Origin of the sequence: Curtanaerobium respiraculi (assembly GCF_024609215.1) — a bacterium.
GTDB classification, from domain to species: Bacteria; Actinomycetota; Coriobacteriia; order Coriobacteriales; family Eggerthellaceae; genus Curtanaerobium; species Curtanaerobium respiraculi.
Genome location: NZ_JANIPD030000010.1, coordinates 16,568 through 31,400, shown reverse-complemented (window position 1 = coordinate 31,400; position 14,833 = coordinate 16,568). Strand labels below are relative to the sequence as shown.

Genomic DNA, 14,833 nt, shown 5'->3' with positions numbered 1-14,833 from the left:
TGCCAGACTCCTTTACGAGAAGCGGGGCTCTCACACGAAATGTCGGCAACCCTGCCCGCCAGAATCTGCATTGCATCCACAAGCATTCGATAATCGGCTCGAAAATGCAACGACTAAAAGATAGGAGTCTCGATGCCCGCTAACCCGTTCGCCAAAACGCCGAAGGTCGTGGTGACGTTCGCCAGTACAGCCGATGCGATTGCCATGGAGTCTGATGCCCAAGCGTATGGGCTGCCCGGGCGCATCGTGCCCGTTCCCAGCGAGATAGACGCAGGCTGCGGGCTTGCCTGGTGCTGCGACGCAGCGGATCGCGAGAAGCTGGTGGCCGGCTTGAAGGAGTTCGGCATCGTCCACGAAGGCGTGTTCGCGGTCGAACTGTATTAGGCGCACAAGGCGCACAAGCTGGCAAACAGGTGGACGGAAGCTGTGTGATTCGGCGCGGGTGCGACGCAAAGGCCCATCGAGGACGGCTCCCGATTCGGCCCCATCGGCCGGTGGGCCTCCCCGCCCTCTTTTGAAAGGAATCCAGTGGCATGTACTCAATCGGAATCGACATAGGCAGCACCGCCGCGAAGGCGGCGGTGCTCGAGGACGGCATCCTGCTGGCGACCGTCGTGGAGCCGACGGGCTTCTCCAGCGTGGACGCCGCCGAGCGCATGAGGGCGCGGCTTGAGCAGGAAGGGTATCCGATCGACGGGCACCCCGTGGTCGCGACGGGGTACGGGCGCGTTGCCGTCCCCTTCGCCGACAAGACCGTGACCGAGATCACCTGCCATGGCCGTGGCGCGGCGTTTCTGTTCGGCGGCGACGGCCTGGTGGTGGACGTCGGGGGGCAGGACACCAAGGTCATCCTGCTTGCAGACGGCAAGGTGAAGAAATTCCTGATGAACGACAAGTGCGCTGCGGGTACGGGCAAGTTCCTCGAGGTCATGGCCGACCGCATGGGGGTTTCGCAGCAGCGGATGGCCGATATGGCCCGCGCGGGCAATCCCACTCCCATCAGCAGCATGTGCACGGTGTTCGCGGAGAGCGAGGTCATCAGCCTCATCGGCAAGGGGACCCCGCGGGAGGACATCGCCAACGGGGTCATCGAATCCGTGATCTCGCGCGTAGCCGCCCTGGCGGGCGGCATTGCCAGCAATCGGTGCTTTTTGACAGGCGGCCTGTGCGATAACGATTACGTGGTCGAGCGGCTTTCGGCGCATTTGAAACGTCCGGTTGCCACGCGGCCGGAGGCCCGCTATGCCGGCGCCATCGGTGCCGCGCTGTCATCGTGAGGGGAACTCGGAGAAAAACCGCGTTTTCGTGAGCGGAATTTGGACTTAGGAGCCATCTCGCATGCTCATTTCCAGGGAAATAGGCGGAACGGGCTGCGAGCAGAATCTACGATCTGGGAAAATGCGAAATCGAGCTCCTGGGCTGTGCCGAATGGAGGGAGAAAAGACTCCTAAGTCCAAATTCCGCTCAATTTTCAGACGATTTTTTCCGAGAAGGAGCCCCTGCGAGGGAATCGCGCAACGCACGTGTCGATTGCCGGTGCCGGACAGGCATGCGACGGGGCTCTTCGGAACCGGAAGAGCAGTCCCGCCGGACTGATTGTCGGTTCGGGGCGATACGCGTAGAGATGAAATTGCGAAAATCCTTACATTGACGAGAAGGAGACCGAAATGCAAGAGAAATCAACCGCGCTGCCGCGCACGTTCGATGAGTACAACGAGGCGCGCAAGCAGAGCTTTTTAAAGGTGAAGGAATACAAGGAGCAAGGTGGCAAGCTCGTCGGGTTTTTGTGCTCGTACGCGCCGTTGGAAATCGTTGATGCCGCCGGAGCCGCAGCGGTGGGCTTGTGCGGCACGAGCAACGAGACCGTGCCGACGGCGGAGGAGGTGCTGCCCAGCAACCTGTGCCCCTTGGTGAAATCGACTTACGGGTTCGCGCGCAGCCAGAAGTGCCCCTTCACGCATTTCAGCGACCTGATCGTGGGCGAGACCACCTGCGACGGCAAAAAGAAGATGTACGAGCTGCTCGGCGAGATGAAGCCCGTCTACGTGCTCAGTCTGCCGCATACGCGCGATCGTGCGTGGGCGGCCGATGCTTGGTATCAGGAAGTGAAGCGCTTCAAGGAAGAGCTCGAGCGCCGCTTCGGCACGACTGTGACCGACGAGGATCTCCGGGCTGCGGTGCGACGCCGCAACCGGTTGCGCCGTGCGCTCACGCGCCTGTTCGAGCTGCAGAAGAGCGTTCCGCCCGCCATGAGCGGCGTCGAGCTGATGAGCGTGCTGCAAGCTGCCAATTTCAGCTTCGATATCGAAGAGTACGCCGCCAACCTGGAACGGCTGGCGGATGAGCGGGAGGGGCAGCTTCGCGTGGACGAGGGCTCCATCAGCCCCGATGCCAAGCGAATCCTGGTGACGGGATGCCCGACCGGCGGCGTGATCAACAAGATCGGGAAGACCATCAAGGAGCACGGCGGAGTCGTGGTGTGCACCGACGATTGCTCGGGCGAGCGCACGCAGCGCATGGAGGTCGATCCCGCTGCTCCCGACATCCTTCGCGCGATCGCGGACCGGTACTTGCAGATCAACTGCTCCGTCATGACCCCGAACGACGGCCGCATGGAGAACACGCTCTCGCAAGTCCGCGCCTATCGCGCAGACGGCGTGGTCGAGTCGATTCTAACCGCTTGCCATACGTTCAATGTCGAGGGCGTCTTGATGCAGCGTGCCGTGGAGGGCGCGGGCATCCCGTACCTGAAGATCGAGACGGACTACGCGCAGGCCGACATGGGCCAGGTGCAGACGCGTTTGGAGGCGTTCCTGGAGATGCTCTAGGCACGGCGAGCGGGGAGCGGGTGGAATTCTCCCTCTCTGCCTTTCAGGGCTGATTGCCGCAATCGAATCAGGATTATTGGTATACTTATCCGTGCTCGCGATGCCGTTTCTGCGTTTTGGCCTGCGTGGGCAAATATGCGACGCGCCGTCTGCCTTTTCTGCATCGGCGGACTTGGAAGCGGACGCTTCCCCTTAGGGGCGATCTATAAACTTGTGCTGCTTTGATTTGGGACGATGCTGTTTTCTGCCCGGTGGTCCCGTGCAGTGCTATCCGAAAAATCGAAAGCGGGGAATGATGGAATTCCTTAACAAGAAACCAGGCTTGCTCATCGCCGGGCTCATCGTCGGAGCTCTTATGGCGGTGCTTGCGGTGATGGGCAACCCCGGCAACATGGCCATGTGCGCCGCGTGCTTCATCCGCGATATGGCGGGCTCCCTCAAGCTGCATAGCGTGGCGCCCGTGCAGTACTTCCGCCCTGAAATAGTCGGCCTGGTGTTCGGCTCGTTCTTGATGGCGCTCGCCACCAAGGAGTTCCGGTCCACTGCCGGCTCGTCTCCCATGACGCGTTTCATATTGGGGTTCATCATGATGATCGGGGCCCTCGTGTTCTTGGGATGCCCCCTTCGCATGGTCATCCGCATGGCCGCGGGCGATCTGAACGCGTGGGTCGGCCTGATCGGCTTCATCCTGGGCACCGGCACCGGCGCGTTCTTCCTGAAGAAGGGCTTCTCCCTGGGACGTGAATACGATACGGGCAAGGCGGCCGGTACCATCCTGCCGATCGTTTTGGCGGTGCTCCTGATCGTCGGCATCGCCACGCAGGCGTTCGCCGCCAGCACGACTGGACCGGGCTCCAAGCACGCCCCCATCGTGGTCGCGCTCATCGTCGCCTTGGTCGTCGGCGCGCTGGGCCAGCGCATCCGTCTGTGCTTCGCATCGGGCCTGCGCAGCGCGTGGCTCCTGCGCGACTTCACGCTGCTATTGCCTATCGCGGGCATCTTCGTCGCCCTGCTGGTGTTCAACATCGCCACCGGCGGCTTCAAGCTCGGCTTCGACGGCCAGCCCATCGCGCATTCCCAGCACCTGTGGAACATCCTGGGGCTGTATGCCGTCGGTTTCGCGGCCGTGCTCGCCGGCGGATGCCCGGTGCGCCAGATGGTGCTCGCCGGCCAAGGCTCCAGCGATGCCGCGGTCACGTTCGTGGGCATGCTGGTGGGCGCCGCCTTCGCCCATAACTTCGGGCTCGCTGGCGCCGCGGCAGCCGCGGCCACCGAAACCGCCCCCGCCACCGTGGGCGGCCCTTCCGTCACCGGCCAGATCGTGCTGCTCTGCTGCATCGCGGTGCTGTTCGTGCTGGGCGCGGTGAACATCCGCAAGAAGAAGATCGCCATCAAGACCGTCGGACCCGCTGCGGCGACGGCATAGCTCGGAGAGGAATTGCCATGATCGAAGTAGACGCACGGGGGCTTTCCTGCCCCGAACCGCTGCTCCTTACCGTGCAGGCGCTGAACGAGGCGAACGGCGATACCGTCCGCGTGACGGTGAGCGAGACCAACGCGCGCGACAACATACTGCGCATGTGCGACAAGCGGGGCCATGCGCCAACGCTCGAGCAGCGGGGGCAGGACTACATCCTGACCATCGGGTAGCGGTTTTTGCCGAAACGGATTGCGGTTGCGCCGCCGTTCGGGTTCGTGCTCCAGGGGAGGTTTCGGAGCGCGCCGAGCGGCGGCGTCGCGCGGACGGAAAACGGGAGAGCCTATGAGGTCGAAACAGCCCTACATCGTCGTGTCGTTCCACACTACCAACGACGCTATGGCCGTGCAGGAGGCGGCGAAGCGTGCTGGGCTCGCCGGCCGCCTCGCCCCCATTCCCCGGCAGATCTCCGCAGGCTGCGGACTCGCTTGGATCGAGCCTGCAGTGCACCGTGCGCGCATCATGCGGCTGGTGGAAGAGGGCGGCCTGGAACATGCCGGCATCGACATGCTAAATCTATAGCGGGCGTGGTGCCCGGCGCGTGCCGGTTAAGGTATAGTTGCAGGAAGAGCCTCAATCGACGGAAGGGTTTGGCATGGAAGAGCCGGTAAATGCCACCGCGTATCGATGCCCTGCATGCTTGGGAACGATGAGCTTCGACGGGTCGACAGGGAAGTTGGTCTGCGATTTCTGCAATTCGACATTCACGCCCGAAGAGGTCGAGCGCTTCTACGCGGAGAAGCAGGCGAAAGCCGACCAACGCGCGGCGGAAGAGGAAAGCCGTACCCATGCGCACGACCACGGCCACGACCATGTACCCGATGCGGCCGAGCCAATCCCGGCTCCAAGCGCAAGCTCCGCGGCGGAGGGCGCGCGGGCGCCTGAGGCGGAGCCTGCAGCGGCTTCCTCCACAACGGGCGCGGCAGCTGTCGGTGCCCCGGCAGCCGTCGGCGCAGGGGCCCATGCGGAAACGCAAAAGGCCGCCCAGCCCGACGATCCCATCCAAGCGTATCTGTACCGTTCGAAATGGGACGAGGAGGACGAGAAGAACCTGCGCACGTACGTGTGCGACTCCTGCGCCGCCGAGTTGATCGTCGACAGGACCACCGCCGTCACCAGCTGCCCGTACTGCGGCAACAACACCGTATTGCCCGGCCAGCTGGCCGGCGCCTTGAAGCCTCAGTACGTGCTTCCCTTCGAGAAGACCAAAGAAGACGCGATTTCCGCTTTGAGCGCGTATTACAAAGGCAAGCGGTTGCTGCCGCGCGCATTCACCGCGGGCAACCATATCGAAGAGGTTCAAGGGGTGTACGTGCCCTTCTGGCTGTACTCCACGCATGCGTCCGGCAGCGGATCGTACACGGCGCAGAACATAACCACATGGACCGTCGGCGACAGCACCTATACGAAGACCGACACCTACCGGGCGGAGCGCAGCGGGTCGATGGATTTCGTGCGCGTGCCCGTGGACGGGTCGACCAAGATGCCCGATGCGCATATGGATGCCATCGAGCCGTACGACTACGACGCCATCAAGCCGTTTTCCACGGCGTACCTCCCGGGCTTCCTCACGGAGCGCTACGACCAGGATGCCAAAGAGTGCCAGGATCGAGCGGAGGGCCGCATGAAGGAAAGCGTGCGGGACGAGCTTCGCAAGACGGTGACGGGCTGCTATACGACGGTCGACGAGGGGAGCTGCACGAGCTCCGTCGATTGGAACGAGGTCTCGTACGCCCTCATGCCGGTGTGGATGCTGCATACCCGCTACCTTGAAAAGGACTTCCTGTTCGCCATGAACGGCCAGACGGGGAAGCTGATCGGGGACCTACCCGTGGACAAGCTGAGGGCCGCCCTCATGTTCCTCATCGTGTTCCTCATCGCGGCGGTCGTGTCCGGCGCCATCGGCTACGTGCTCATGTAGGAGGGGCGCCATGAAGAAAACCATCAAAGCCGTTCTCCTGTCGTTTGCGCTGTGCATCGCGCTCATCCCCCCGGCGGCATGGGCCGGATCCTCGGGGATCGGTGCGAACCTCTCCAGCGGGTCTTCGACCGTCCAAGATGAGCCCGCGTATTGCCTCGATGAGTACGGCGTGTTCACGTCTGACCAGAAAGCCTCGTTGAACCAGCAGGCGGCGTCATTGTCCGATCAATACGGCATCGGCGTGTATATCCTGTTCACCGACGATTTGAACGGCATGAGCGCGCAGACCTTCAGCGAGGGATATTACAATTCGAAAGGGCTGGGCCTCGGGGATGATAAGAACGGGATCATCCTCATCGTCGCCGTGAACTCTCGCGATTGGATCATCGTCGGGCACGGCACGGGGGCCAACGACACCGAATTCCCGGGCGGAAGGCTCACCGATAGCCGCCGCGAGGCGATCGGCAAGCGCGTCGCCGAGGAATTGGGGGCGGGCGACTGGTACGGCGGGGCTTCGACGTACGTGCGGGATATCGGCGAGACGTTCGCGTACTACGAAAAAAACGGCAAGGCCATGGTTGAGATGGACTGGGGCAGGGTCCTCGGCGCCGTGGGGATCGCCATCGTCGTTGCGCTTATAGTCGCGTTCGGCGTGGTGAAGGCGAACGTCAACGCTATGAAGACGGCGCGGGCGAAATCGGAAGCGGGCGATTACGTGCAGCGGGAGACGTTCCATCTCGCCTCCTCCAGCGATCATTTCGTCAGCACCCACACGACGGTGGTGCGCCGGCCGAAATCCAGCTCGGGCGGCGGTGGCTCGTCGTGGTCGGGCGGAGGGTTCTCCGGATCGAGCGGCAAATTCTAGGAACGATCGATGCCCTTCCGTTACCCCGGATCGTGCAGCGTTTGCACTACAATCGGTACCATATCGAAGAAGCGAAGGGAGGTTGCCATGGCAGGTAACAGCTGCAGCGTTCCGCAGAAGCCGTTGTTCGAGGATGGCGAGAAAGTGCGTCTGACGCGCCTGACGTCGAAAGGCGGTTGAGCCGCCAAATGGAGTCCGGGCGACCTCCAGGAAATCATGAGCCAGATCGCGCCTCCCGACGTGCCCGAACTGCTGCTCGGGTTCGATACGAGCGACGACGCGGCCATATATAAGATCGATGACGAGACCGCCGCCGTGCTCACGCTGGATTTCTTCACCCCCGTGGTGGACGATCCCTACGAGTTCGGTGCCGTGGCCGCCGCCAACGCGCTCTCCGACGTGTTCGCGATGGGCGGAAAGCCCCTGACGGCCCTGAACATCCTCGCCTTCCCCGTGGCGCTGGGTACCCAAGTGGTTGCCGAGGTGATGCGCGGGGGAAGCGACAAGGTGCGCGAGGCCGGCGCCTTCGTGGTGGGCGGCCACTCGATCGATGACGACGAGCCCAAGTACGGCCTGTCCGTCTTCGGCACGGTCCATCCCGACCGCATCATCCGCAATGCCGGAGCCGAGGAGGGCGACGTGCTCTTCTACACCAAGCCGTTGGGAACGGGCATCATGAACGCCGCCGCGAAGGCGGGGCTGGAGCCCGAAGGGACCATGCGCCCCGTGATAGAGAGCATGATGGAGCTGAACATGTACGGTGCGCGGGCGATGAAAAAGGTGCGCGTGCATGCCGCGACCGATGTGACGGGGTTCGGCCTCGCCGGGCACCTGAACGAGATGCTCATGCCCAGCGGGGTCGCCGCCACCGTGCGATGGGATGCCCTGCCCCTGTTCAAGGGCGTGTTCGAATATTCGAGCATCTACTGCCGCCCCGCGCGCACATTGGACATCGTGGATTGGGCGACGCCCTTCGTGAAGCGGGGGACGCTCGACGCCATCGAATACGACAACCGCATGGGGGTGCTGTGCGACCCCCAGACGAGCGGCGGACTGCTTCTATCCATCCCGCGTGAGGATGCCGACGCGTTCGCCACGGCGTTCCATGGCGAGACAGGCCGCGATCCCTCCCTCATCGGCGAGGTGGTCGCAGGCCCTGCGGGCATGATCTTCCTCGCGTAGCCGAATCCGGCACCATGGAAAAGCGCCGCGGAACGGATTCCGGTTCCGCGGCGCCCCTCCCTTCCGCGAATCTGTCCGATTGCATAAAAAATGCACTCCAACAGTGCAGTTATGATATCATATTTGCACTGTCGGAGTGCAAATAAAGGTTCTCTATGCAACGTCTCTACGAATACATGCATCGGCAGCTTGCATCGATTCGGTCGGAATTCCTTCGCTATCTCTATCCGAAGATCAATTGGGGGAATCGGATGCTGGGGCTCGTGGGTCCGCGCGGCGTGGGGAAGACCACGCTCTTCCTCCAGCATATTCAGAGGGCGTGCCCGATCGAGAAGACGCTGTGCCTTTCCGCCGACCACATGTACTTCGCCAACCATTCGCTGTACGACACCGCGGAAGCGTTCTGCAAGGATGGCGGCGTGTGGCTGTTCGTCGACGAGGTGCACAAGTATCCCCAGTGGTCGCGGGAGCTGAAGGCGATGTACGACTCGCTGCCCGATCTCCATATCTATTTCACCGGCTCGTCGGTGCTCGACATCGCGAAAGGGCAGGCCGATTTGAGCCGGCGAGCTCCCGTCTACCATATGCAGGGTCTTTCGTTCCGCGAGTATTTGAACATCGCCCATCATATCCGAGCCCCCTTGCTCTCACTCGACGAGATCCTTGCCAACCGCGCAGCTCTTCCGGGTGTGCCGCATCCGCTTCCTCTGTTTCGCGACTATCTTCGCAGAGGATACTACCCATTCGGGTGGGATGCCGATTTCGATATCGAATTGGGGCAGGTCATCAATCGGACGCTCGAAGTCGATATCCCCGAGTTCGCAGGCATGGCCCATGCCACCGGCAGAAAGCTGAAGCAGCTGCTCGCCGCGATCAGCGCGCTTGCTCCCTTCAAGCCGAATATGTCCCAGCTTGCAGGGAAGATCCAGGTCAGCCGCAACAATGTGGAGGAATACCTGCTCTATCTCGAGCGTGCCGGCATGATCGCGCAGCTGAGGGCCGGTCCTGCGGGCATGCGAGCGCTGGGCAAGGTGCAGAAGGTCTACCTGGACAACCCGAACCTTCTTTACAATTTGAGTGATGGCAACGAGGATATCGGAACCGTTCGCGAGACGTTCTTCTTCAACCAGATGCGCGTGAGGCAGCCGATGGTCGCTTCCGAGCTCGCTGATTTCCAAATCGGCGATGCGACCTTCGAGGTGGGCGGAAAGGGCAAGGGGCGCAAACAGCTGAAAGGCGCCCGGCGGGGCATCGTGGTGAAAGACGATATCGAGTTCGGCCACGGTGACACCGTGCCCCTTTGGGCGTTCGGCCTGAATTACTGACGTTCGGGAAGCGGTCGAGCCCGAGGTTCGCGGCGGGGCCGGAAGGTTTACGCGGGACGAGGGCGCCGCCCGCGGGCTTTCCGTGCGTCGATCGCCGGCAGTGCATTCGCGGCCGAGGTGAATTGAGCCCGCCGGTCGGGGTATGCGGCAAGCGCCGCGGAGTGGATCCCGGTTCCGCGGCGCTTGCCGCTAGGGTTGTCCGGCGGAAGGCCGTCGCCGGCCCTGCGGGCATGATCTTCCTGCGCTAGGGGCGGTGCGAAGCGAAAAAAGAAGCGGCGCGGAACGTCGATCCGCTCCGCGCCGCTTCTTGTGCAGGACGGGACTGCCTACGCCATGGCGGGCACCATGAACGAGAGGATGTTCGTCTGCAGGAACACGAGGCAGGCGAGCAGGAGTACGAAGCAGATGGACCAGGGAAGGACCTTCTTCATGATGGTCGCCTCGGACTCCTTGGTGGCGAGCGCAGCGATGGCCAGCGACTGCGGGCTGATCATCTTGCCCATGACGCCGCCCATGGTGTTGGCTGCCAGGAAGAGGTTGGGGTTGCTGGCAGCGAGCGCGGGGTTGCTGCTGGCGGCGCTGTACTGCAGGCCGGCGAACAGGGCGTTGGCGGATGTGTCGGAGCCGGTGACGGCGGTGCCCACCCAGCCGAGGAAGGGCGAGATGAAGGCGAACGCGCTGCCGGATCCGGCGAGGAACGTGCCGATGCTGATGGTCTGGCCGCTGAAGTTCATGACGTAGGCGAGCGCCAGGACCAGCGCGATGGTCAGACCGGAATGGCGCATGTTCCACGTGGTGGTGGTGAGCTCCTTCACCGCCATGCCCATGGTCATGCGGTAGCGGCCCTGCTCGGTGTGCACGGTGTATACCAGCGCGGAAAGCAGGCCCGCGACCAGGATCATCGTGCCGGGCGTGGAAAGCAGGTTCAGGTTGAACGTGGTGCCCGGATTGCTGCCTGCGGCGGACAGCACGTTGCCGGCGATGACGGGCCATGCGATCTTGATATCGGTTGCGGCGAGCATCTTGGGGATGCCGAGCTTGCAGATGCCGAAGACCACGACGATGATGGCGTACGGCGCGAGCGCCATGGCGATGCGGTTGCCGTTGAGGTCGCTCTTCTTGCTGTCCTCGATGGGGGGAAGGTCGAAGCGCGCGCGGCACTCGTTGACGCCGCGGGGCTTGAACACGCGCATGAAGGCGACGGCCACGCCCAGGCCCACGAGCGAGGCGATGACGTCGGTCAGCTCGTAGGCGAAGTAATTGGAGCACCACCACTGGGTGAGCGCGAAGGAGATCCCGATGACGAAGGCGGGGATCCACGAGTCCTTGACGCCCTTCCAGCCATCTATGATGTAGACGAGGATGACGGGCACGAACACGGCGAACAGCGGCGCCTGATGGCCGCAGATGGCCGCGACGTTGGTAGCGACCGCCGTCGCCTGGGTGGGGTCGCTTGCCACCATAGTGCCGGCAGTGGTGATGGGGGTACCCACCGCGCCGTAGGCGACGGGCGCCGTATTGGCGAGCATGACGGCGAGCGCCGCGCGCAGGGGCTTCACGCCCAGTGCCATGATCATGGTGGCCGTGATGGCGATGGGGGCGCCGAAACCGGCGAGGGCCTCGAGCAGGCCGCCGAAGCAAAAGGCGATCAGCACCGCCTGGATGCGGATGTCTCCGCCGCCCACCTCGTCGAAGAACTTGCGCAGGTCCTCGCTGCGGCCGGATGCGACGGTGACCTGGTAAAACCATACCGCCATCAATATAATGAACACGATGGGGAACGAACCGAACGCCAGACCCTGCGTGGCGCTGATCAGAGCGTACACGGCGGGCATCTGGAAACCCGCGATGGCGACGACCAATGCCGCGCCCAAGGCGACCGCCGCGGAAACGTCCGCCTTGGCCTTGGCCCCGAGCAGCATGATGAAGAAGGTGACCAATGGAATGCATGCGACGAGCGCTGACAGCCCGAGCGATCCCCCCACTGGCGCGAGTTGAGCGGTGAACGTACCCATAGGTTGCCTTTCCCCTGTAAGCCGGTGATGAAGGTATGCGAAATGGATATGACAGCGGCATAATATCGTACCGGCACGCCTTTTTACCGGGGGGAATTCCCTGAACTAGGTGAGCGGTGCCGGCATCGCCCCGCAACCTTGCGGTCGAAACCTTGCGCCGCGGGCCGGCTCGATTACATTGCCGAACGATCGAGGAGCTGCGAGTGAACATACTTCATGTGAGTGCGCAAAAACCGGACGGCACGGGAAGCGGCACCTACCTGGCCGAAACCGTGAAGGCGTTCGCGCGCCTGGGGCACGTCCAGGCGGTTGTCGCGGGCATCGCACCGGGGGATGCGCCCGCGTTCCCGGAAGGCGTGGTCTTCCGCCCCGTCGTGTTCGAAACCCCGGAGCTTCCGTTTCCCGTCGCGGGCATGAGCGACAACATGCCGTATAGGGCGACCCGCTATCGCGACATGACCCCGGAGATGGTCGCGCAGTTCAAGGCCGCGTTCGGCGCCGCGCTCGACGAGGTTCTGGCGTCGTTCCAGCCCGATCTGGTCATCTGCCACCATCTGTACCTGGTATGCGGCGTGATCGCGCATCGCACATGGGGCTGCCCGGTTGCCGCCATCAGCCACAGCACCGATATCCGCCAGATGCGCAAGATCCCCCTGGAGCGAGCATGGATACGGGAGGGCGTTCGCCGCCTGGACCTGGTGTTCTCGCTGCACGACGCGCAGGCGGAGGAGATCGCCGAGGTGTACGGCGTTCCCCGCGGGCGCATCGCGGTCGTGGGGGCGGGGTACAACGACCGCATCTTCCACCGCGGCGCGTGCACGGGCGCATGGCACGCGGGCGAAACGCTCAACATCGTCTATGCGGGAAAGATCTGGGGGAAGAAGGGCGTGCCGCAGCTTCTGCGCGCTGTCGACCGCATCCCCGGGATCGAGCCAGGCGACGTGGTGTTGAGGCTTGCCGGCGGGTACAACAGCCGCGAGGAGTACGAGGGCATCGTACGGCAGGCAGCTGCCTGCGCGGCGCGCGTGGAATTCTTGGGGAGGCTTTCCCAAGACAGGCTTGCGGACCTGTACCGCGCATCGCACGCCTTCGTTCTGCCCTCGTTCTTCGAGGGTCTTCCCCTGGTGCTCATCGAGGCGCTCGCCTGCGGGTGCCGGGCGGTTGCGACCGATTTGCCGGGGGTGAGGCCCTGGTTGGCGCGGTACGCCCCCGACGCGCCGATCGTATACGTCAAGCCTCCGCGCATGACCGACGTCGACACGCCGGCGCATGAGGATTTGCCCCTGTTTGAGAAAAACCTTGCACGTGCCCTGCGCGATGCTGTCACAATGGCTCCGAGCAAATGCAAGATGTCAGCGCTTTCATGGGATGGCCTTGCGGCCCGGATGCTTCGTGTGCTGGGAGGGGCCCATACCGCATGATCGCATATGAAGGATAAGCAGGATGGACAACACGAGGAACGATGCCGCAGCGGAGTGCATCGTGCGACAGGGCGAGGGATGCTCCATGCGCATCGTCGATAGTTCGGGTGACGTGCCCGTGCAGCAGAGCTGCGTTTTCGTGCGCGTGGCCGCCGATGGGAGCGCCGAGGAACTCGAAGACGCCCTGCAGGTGGAAGCTGCCGTGTGCGTATTCGTGAACGGCGAGCTGACGATGCGGTTGATGTGCAGCGCCGATCACCTGGTCGAGCTCGTCCTTGGCAGGCTCTACACCGAGGATATGATCTCGGGACCCGACGAGGTCGACGAGATACGGGTATGCGAGCATGCCACGCGCGTGCTGGTGAGCCTGAAGGACCGGAAGGCGAACCTGGGCCGGCGTCATGTCGAGGAGATTTCCACCTGCTGCACCTTCAACAGCACATTGAACGGCTACTTCACCAAGGACGAGGGCCTGGAGAAGGTCGTGCCCCACCCCTGGTCGCCCGAGCAGGTCATTCGGGCGGCGCGCGAGTTCGAGGCCGATACCCCCATCCACAAGGCGACGTTCGGGGCGCACAGCTGCTACCTGCTGAAGGATGATGGGATCCTGTACTGCTGCGAGGACCTGGGCCGCCACAACGCCTTCGACAAGGTGGTGGGATGCGCGCTGCGCGATGGGATCGACCTGGCGGAATGCGCGGTGTTCACCAGCGGGCGCATCCCCACGGACATGGTGGTCAAGGCGATCCGCGCGCGCGTGCCGCTGCTGATATCGAAGGCGGTCCCCACGGATATGACGGTGGCCATGGCGCAGGAATTCGACCTCACCTTGGTGTGCAGCGCCCATTCGGATAGCTTCAAGGTGTTCAACGATCCGCTGGGCGTGGTGGCGGGGGAATGCCCCCAGGAGGCCTTTTAGGAAACCTGTTCGAGGGGGAAGATGCGCGCCACCAGCAGCTGGCCCACGTAGGCGCTTCCCGGCTCCGCGAGGAGGCCCGGCTTTGCCGCCATCATCGTGATGGTGGCGGTGGCGCGGACGCAGGGATCCGTTGCCGCGCCGGTCTGCGCGTTCACGCCGCTCGGAGCATCGACGGCGATCACCGCGAGCTGACGACCCGCTGCCTTCCGGGAGGCCTGCTCGTCGGCGAGCAGCTGGATCCATTCGAGCGAGCTCCCGCGCAGGCTGGTTCCGGCGAACCCGGTTCCCAACAGGGCGTCGATGACGATGTTCGCCTGCGAAAGCGCTCCCTTGACGTCATCGGCGGAGGGTTCGGCAAGCACCGAGAGGCTTGCGCGGTTTCCGAAGCGCGCAGCGTGGATCGCCGCATCGCGGGCGGGCTGCGCCGTCACGCCCTCGGGCGGCAGGCTGCAGGCGATCGTCACCCGGGCGCCCATCTTCGAAAGCAATTCGGCGGCAACCCATCCATCGCCGCCGTTGTTGCCCGTTCCGGCGAGCACCACCACGTTCGTCCCCAGCCCCAGGCGCTCGCCCACGTACATGGCCACGGCGAGCCCGGCGCGGTTCATCAGGTCGAAGAGCGAGGCCCCCGATGCGGCGATCTTCCGCTCCAATTCGAGGACGGCGGAAACGTCGAGCGTCTGCGCCTGGTCGGCCGTGTGGAATGTGGGGACGAACTCGCTTGCCATGGGGACTCCTTCATCGCGTTGCGTATCTTCGAAGAATCGATTCGCACCCCCAGTATAATGAGATGGAACCGATTGCGCGGGTTGGTTTCGGGCAACGTGGATGCTGCGCCCGCCCGCGGGTTCAAGGGCTCGCGGCCCCGCCGGCGCAAGGC

General features: G+C 63.7%; 14 protein-coding genes. 12 read left to right on the top strand and 2 right to left on the bottom strand.

The genetic code is table 11. The features are described 5' to 3' along the window. Nucleotides 1–132: 132 nt before the first annotated feature. From NOV21_RS04290 to NOV21_RS04245, 10 genes are all read left to right on the top strand, one after another. Nucleotides 133–384, top strand: a complete 252-nt coding sequence (locus tag NOV21_RS04290; RefSeq protein ID WP_283171769.1) for a putative Se/S carrier protein — start codon at nt 133–135, stop codon at nt 382–384. 149 nt (nt 385–533) lie between these two features. Next, a complete protein-coding gene (locus NOV21_RS04285; RefSeq protein WP_283171570.1) occupies nt 534–1,277 on the top strand; it encodes an acyl-CoA dehydratase activase in 744 nt (247 codons plus the stop codon). A gap of 390 nt (nt 1,278–1,667) precedes the next feature. Then, nucleotides 1,668–2,828 carry a double-cubane-cluster-containing anaerobic reductase gene (locus tag NOV21_RS04280; RefSeq protein ID WP_283171571.1) on the top strand — a complete coding sequence of 387 codons (1,161 nt, stop codon included), beginning with the start codon at nt 1,668–1,670 and terminating at the stop codon, nt 2,826–2,828. Between the two features lie 292 nt (nt 2,829–3,120). After that, nucleotides 3,121–4,254 carry a YedE family putative selenium transporter gene (yedE, locus tag NOV21_RS04275; protein WP_283171572.1) on the top strand — a complete coding sequence of 378 codons (1,134 nt, stop codon included), beginning with the start codon at nt 3,121–3,123 and terminating at the stop codon, nt 4,252–4,254. A 17-nt stretch (nt 4,255–4,271) separates the two neighbouring features. Then, complete coding sequence (locus tag NOV21_RS04270) at nt 4,272–4,478, top strand: sulfurtransferase TusA family protein (protein WP_283171573.1); 207 nt, start codon at nt 4,272–4,274, stop codon at nt 4,476–4,478. Between the two features lie 112 nt (nt 4,479–4,590). Continuing rightward, nucleotides 4,591–4,827, top strand: coding sequence for a putative Se/S carrier protein (locus tag NOV21_RS04265; RefSeq protein ID WP_283171574.1), 237 nt, complete (start codon nt 4,591–4,593; stop codon nt 4,825–4,827). Between the two features lie 73 nt (nt 4,828–4,900). Next, a complete protein-coding gene (locus NOV21_RS04260) occupies nt 4,901–6,226 on the top strand; it encodes a TFIIB-type zinc ribbon-containing protein (protein WP_283171575.1) in 1,326 nt (441 codons plus the stop codon). Nucleotides 6,227–6,236: 10 nt separating this feature from the next. Next, nucleotides 6,237–7,091, top strand: coding sequence for a TPM domain-containing protein (locus NOV21_RS04255; protein ID WP_283171576.1), 855 nt, complete (start codon nt 6,237–6,239; stop codon nt 7,089–7,091). A gap of 159 nt (nt 7,092–7,250) precedes the next feature. Next, on the top strand, nt 7,251–8,273 hold the full coding sequence (gene selD / locus NOV21_RS04250) for a selenide, water dikinase SelD (RefSeq protein ID WP_283171593.1): 1,023 nt from the start codon (nt 7,251–7,253) through the stop codon (nt 8,271–8,273). 155 nt (nt 8,274–8,428) lie between these two features. Then, nucleotides 8,429–9,598 carry an ATP-binding protein gene (locus tag NOV21_RS04245; RefSeq protein ID WP_283171577.1) on the top strand — a complete coding sequence of 390 codons (1,170 nt, stop codon included), beginning with the start codon at nt 8,429–8,431 and terminating at the stop codon, nt 9,596–9,598. A 326-nt stretch (nt 9,599–9,924) separates the two neighbouring features. Here NOV21_RS04245 and NOV21_RS04240 read toward each other — a convergent pair whose 3' ends face one another. Next, nucleotides 9,925–11,613 carry an L-lactate permease gene (locus NOV21_RS04240; protein ID WP_283171578.1) on the bottom strand — a complete coding sequence of 563 codons (1,689 nt, stop codon included), beginning with the start codon at nt 11,611–11,613 and terminating at the stop codon, nt 9,925–9,927. 203 nt (nt 11,614–11,816) lie between these two features. On the opposite strand from NOV21_RS04240, the gene NOV21_RS04235 reads away from it, so the two are divergent. Both NOV21_RS04235 and fdhD read left to right on the top strand, forming a co-directional pair. After that, complete coding sequence (locus NOV21_RS04235) at nt 11,817–13,034, top strand: glycosyltransferase family 4 protein (protein ID WP_283171579.1); 1,218 nt, start codon at nt 11,817–11,819, stop codon at nt 13,032–13,034. 22 nt (nt 13,035–13,056) lie between these two features. Next, a complete protein-coding gene (gene fdhD, locus NOV21_RS04230; protein WP_283171580.1) occupies nt 13,057–13,953 on the top strand; it encodes a formate dehydrogenase accessory sulfurtransferase FdhD in 897 nt (298 codons plus the stop codon). Here the strand turns inward: fdhD and NOV21_RS04225 are convergent. Continuing rightward, a complete protein-coding gene (locus NOV21_RS04225) occupies nt 13,950–14,681 on the bottom strand; it encodes an NAD(P)H-hydrate epimerase (protein ID WP_283171581.1) in 732 nt (243 codons plus the stop codon). The two genes, fdhD and NOV21_RS04225, sit on opposite strands and share 4 nt — an antisense overlap. Nucleotides 14,682–14,833: the final 152 nt, after the last annotated feature.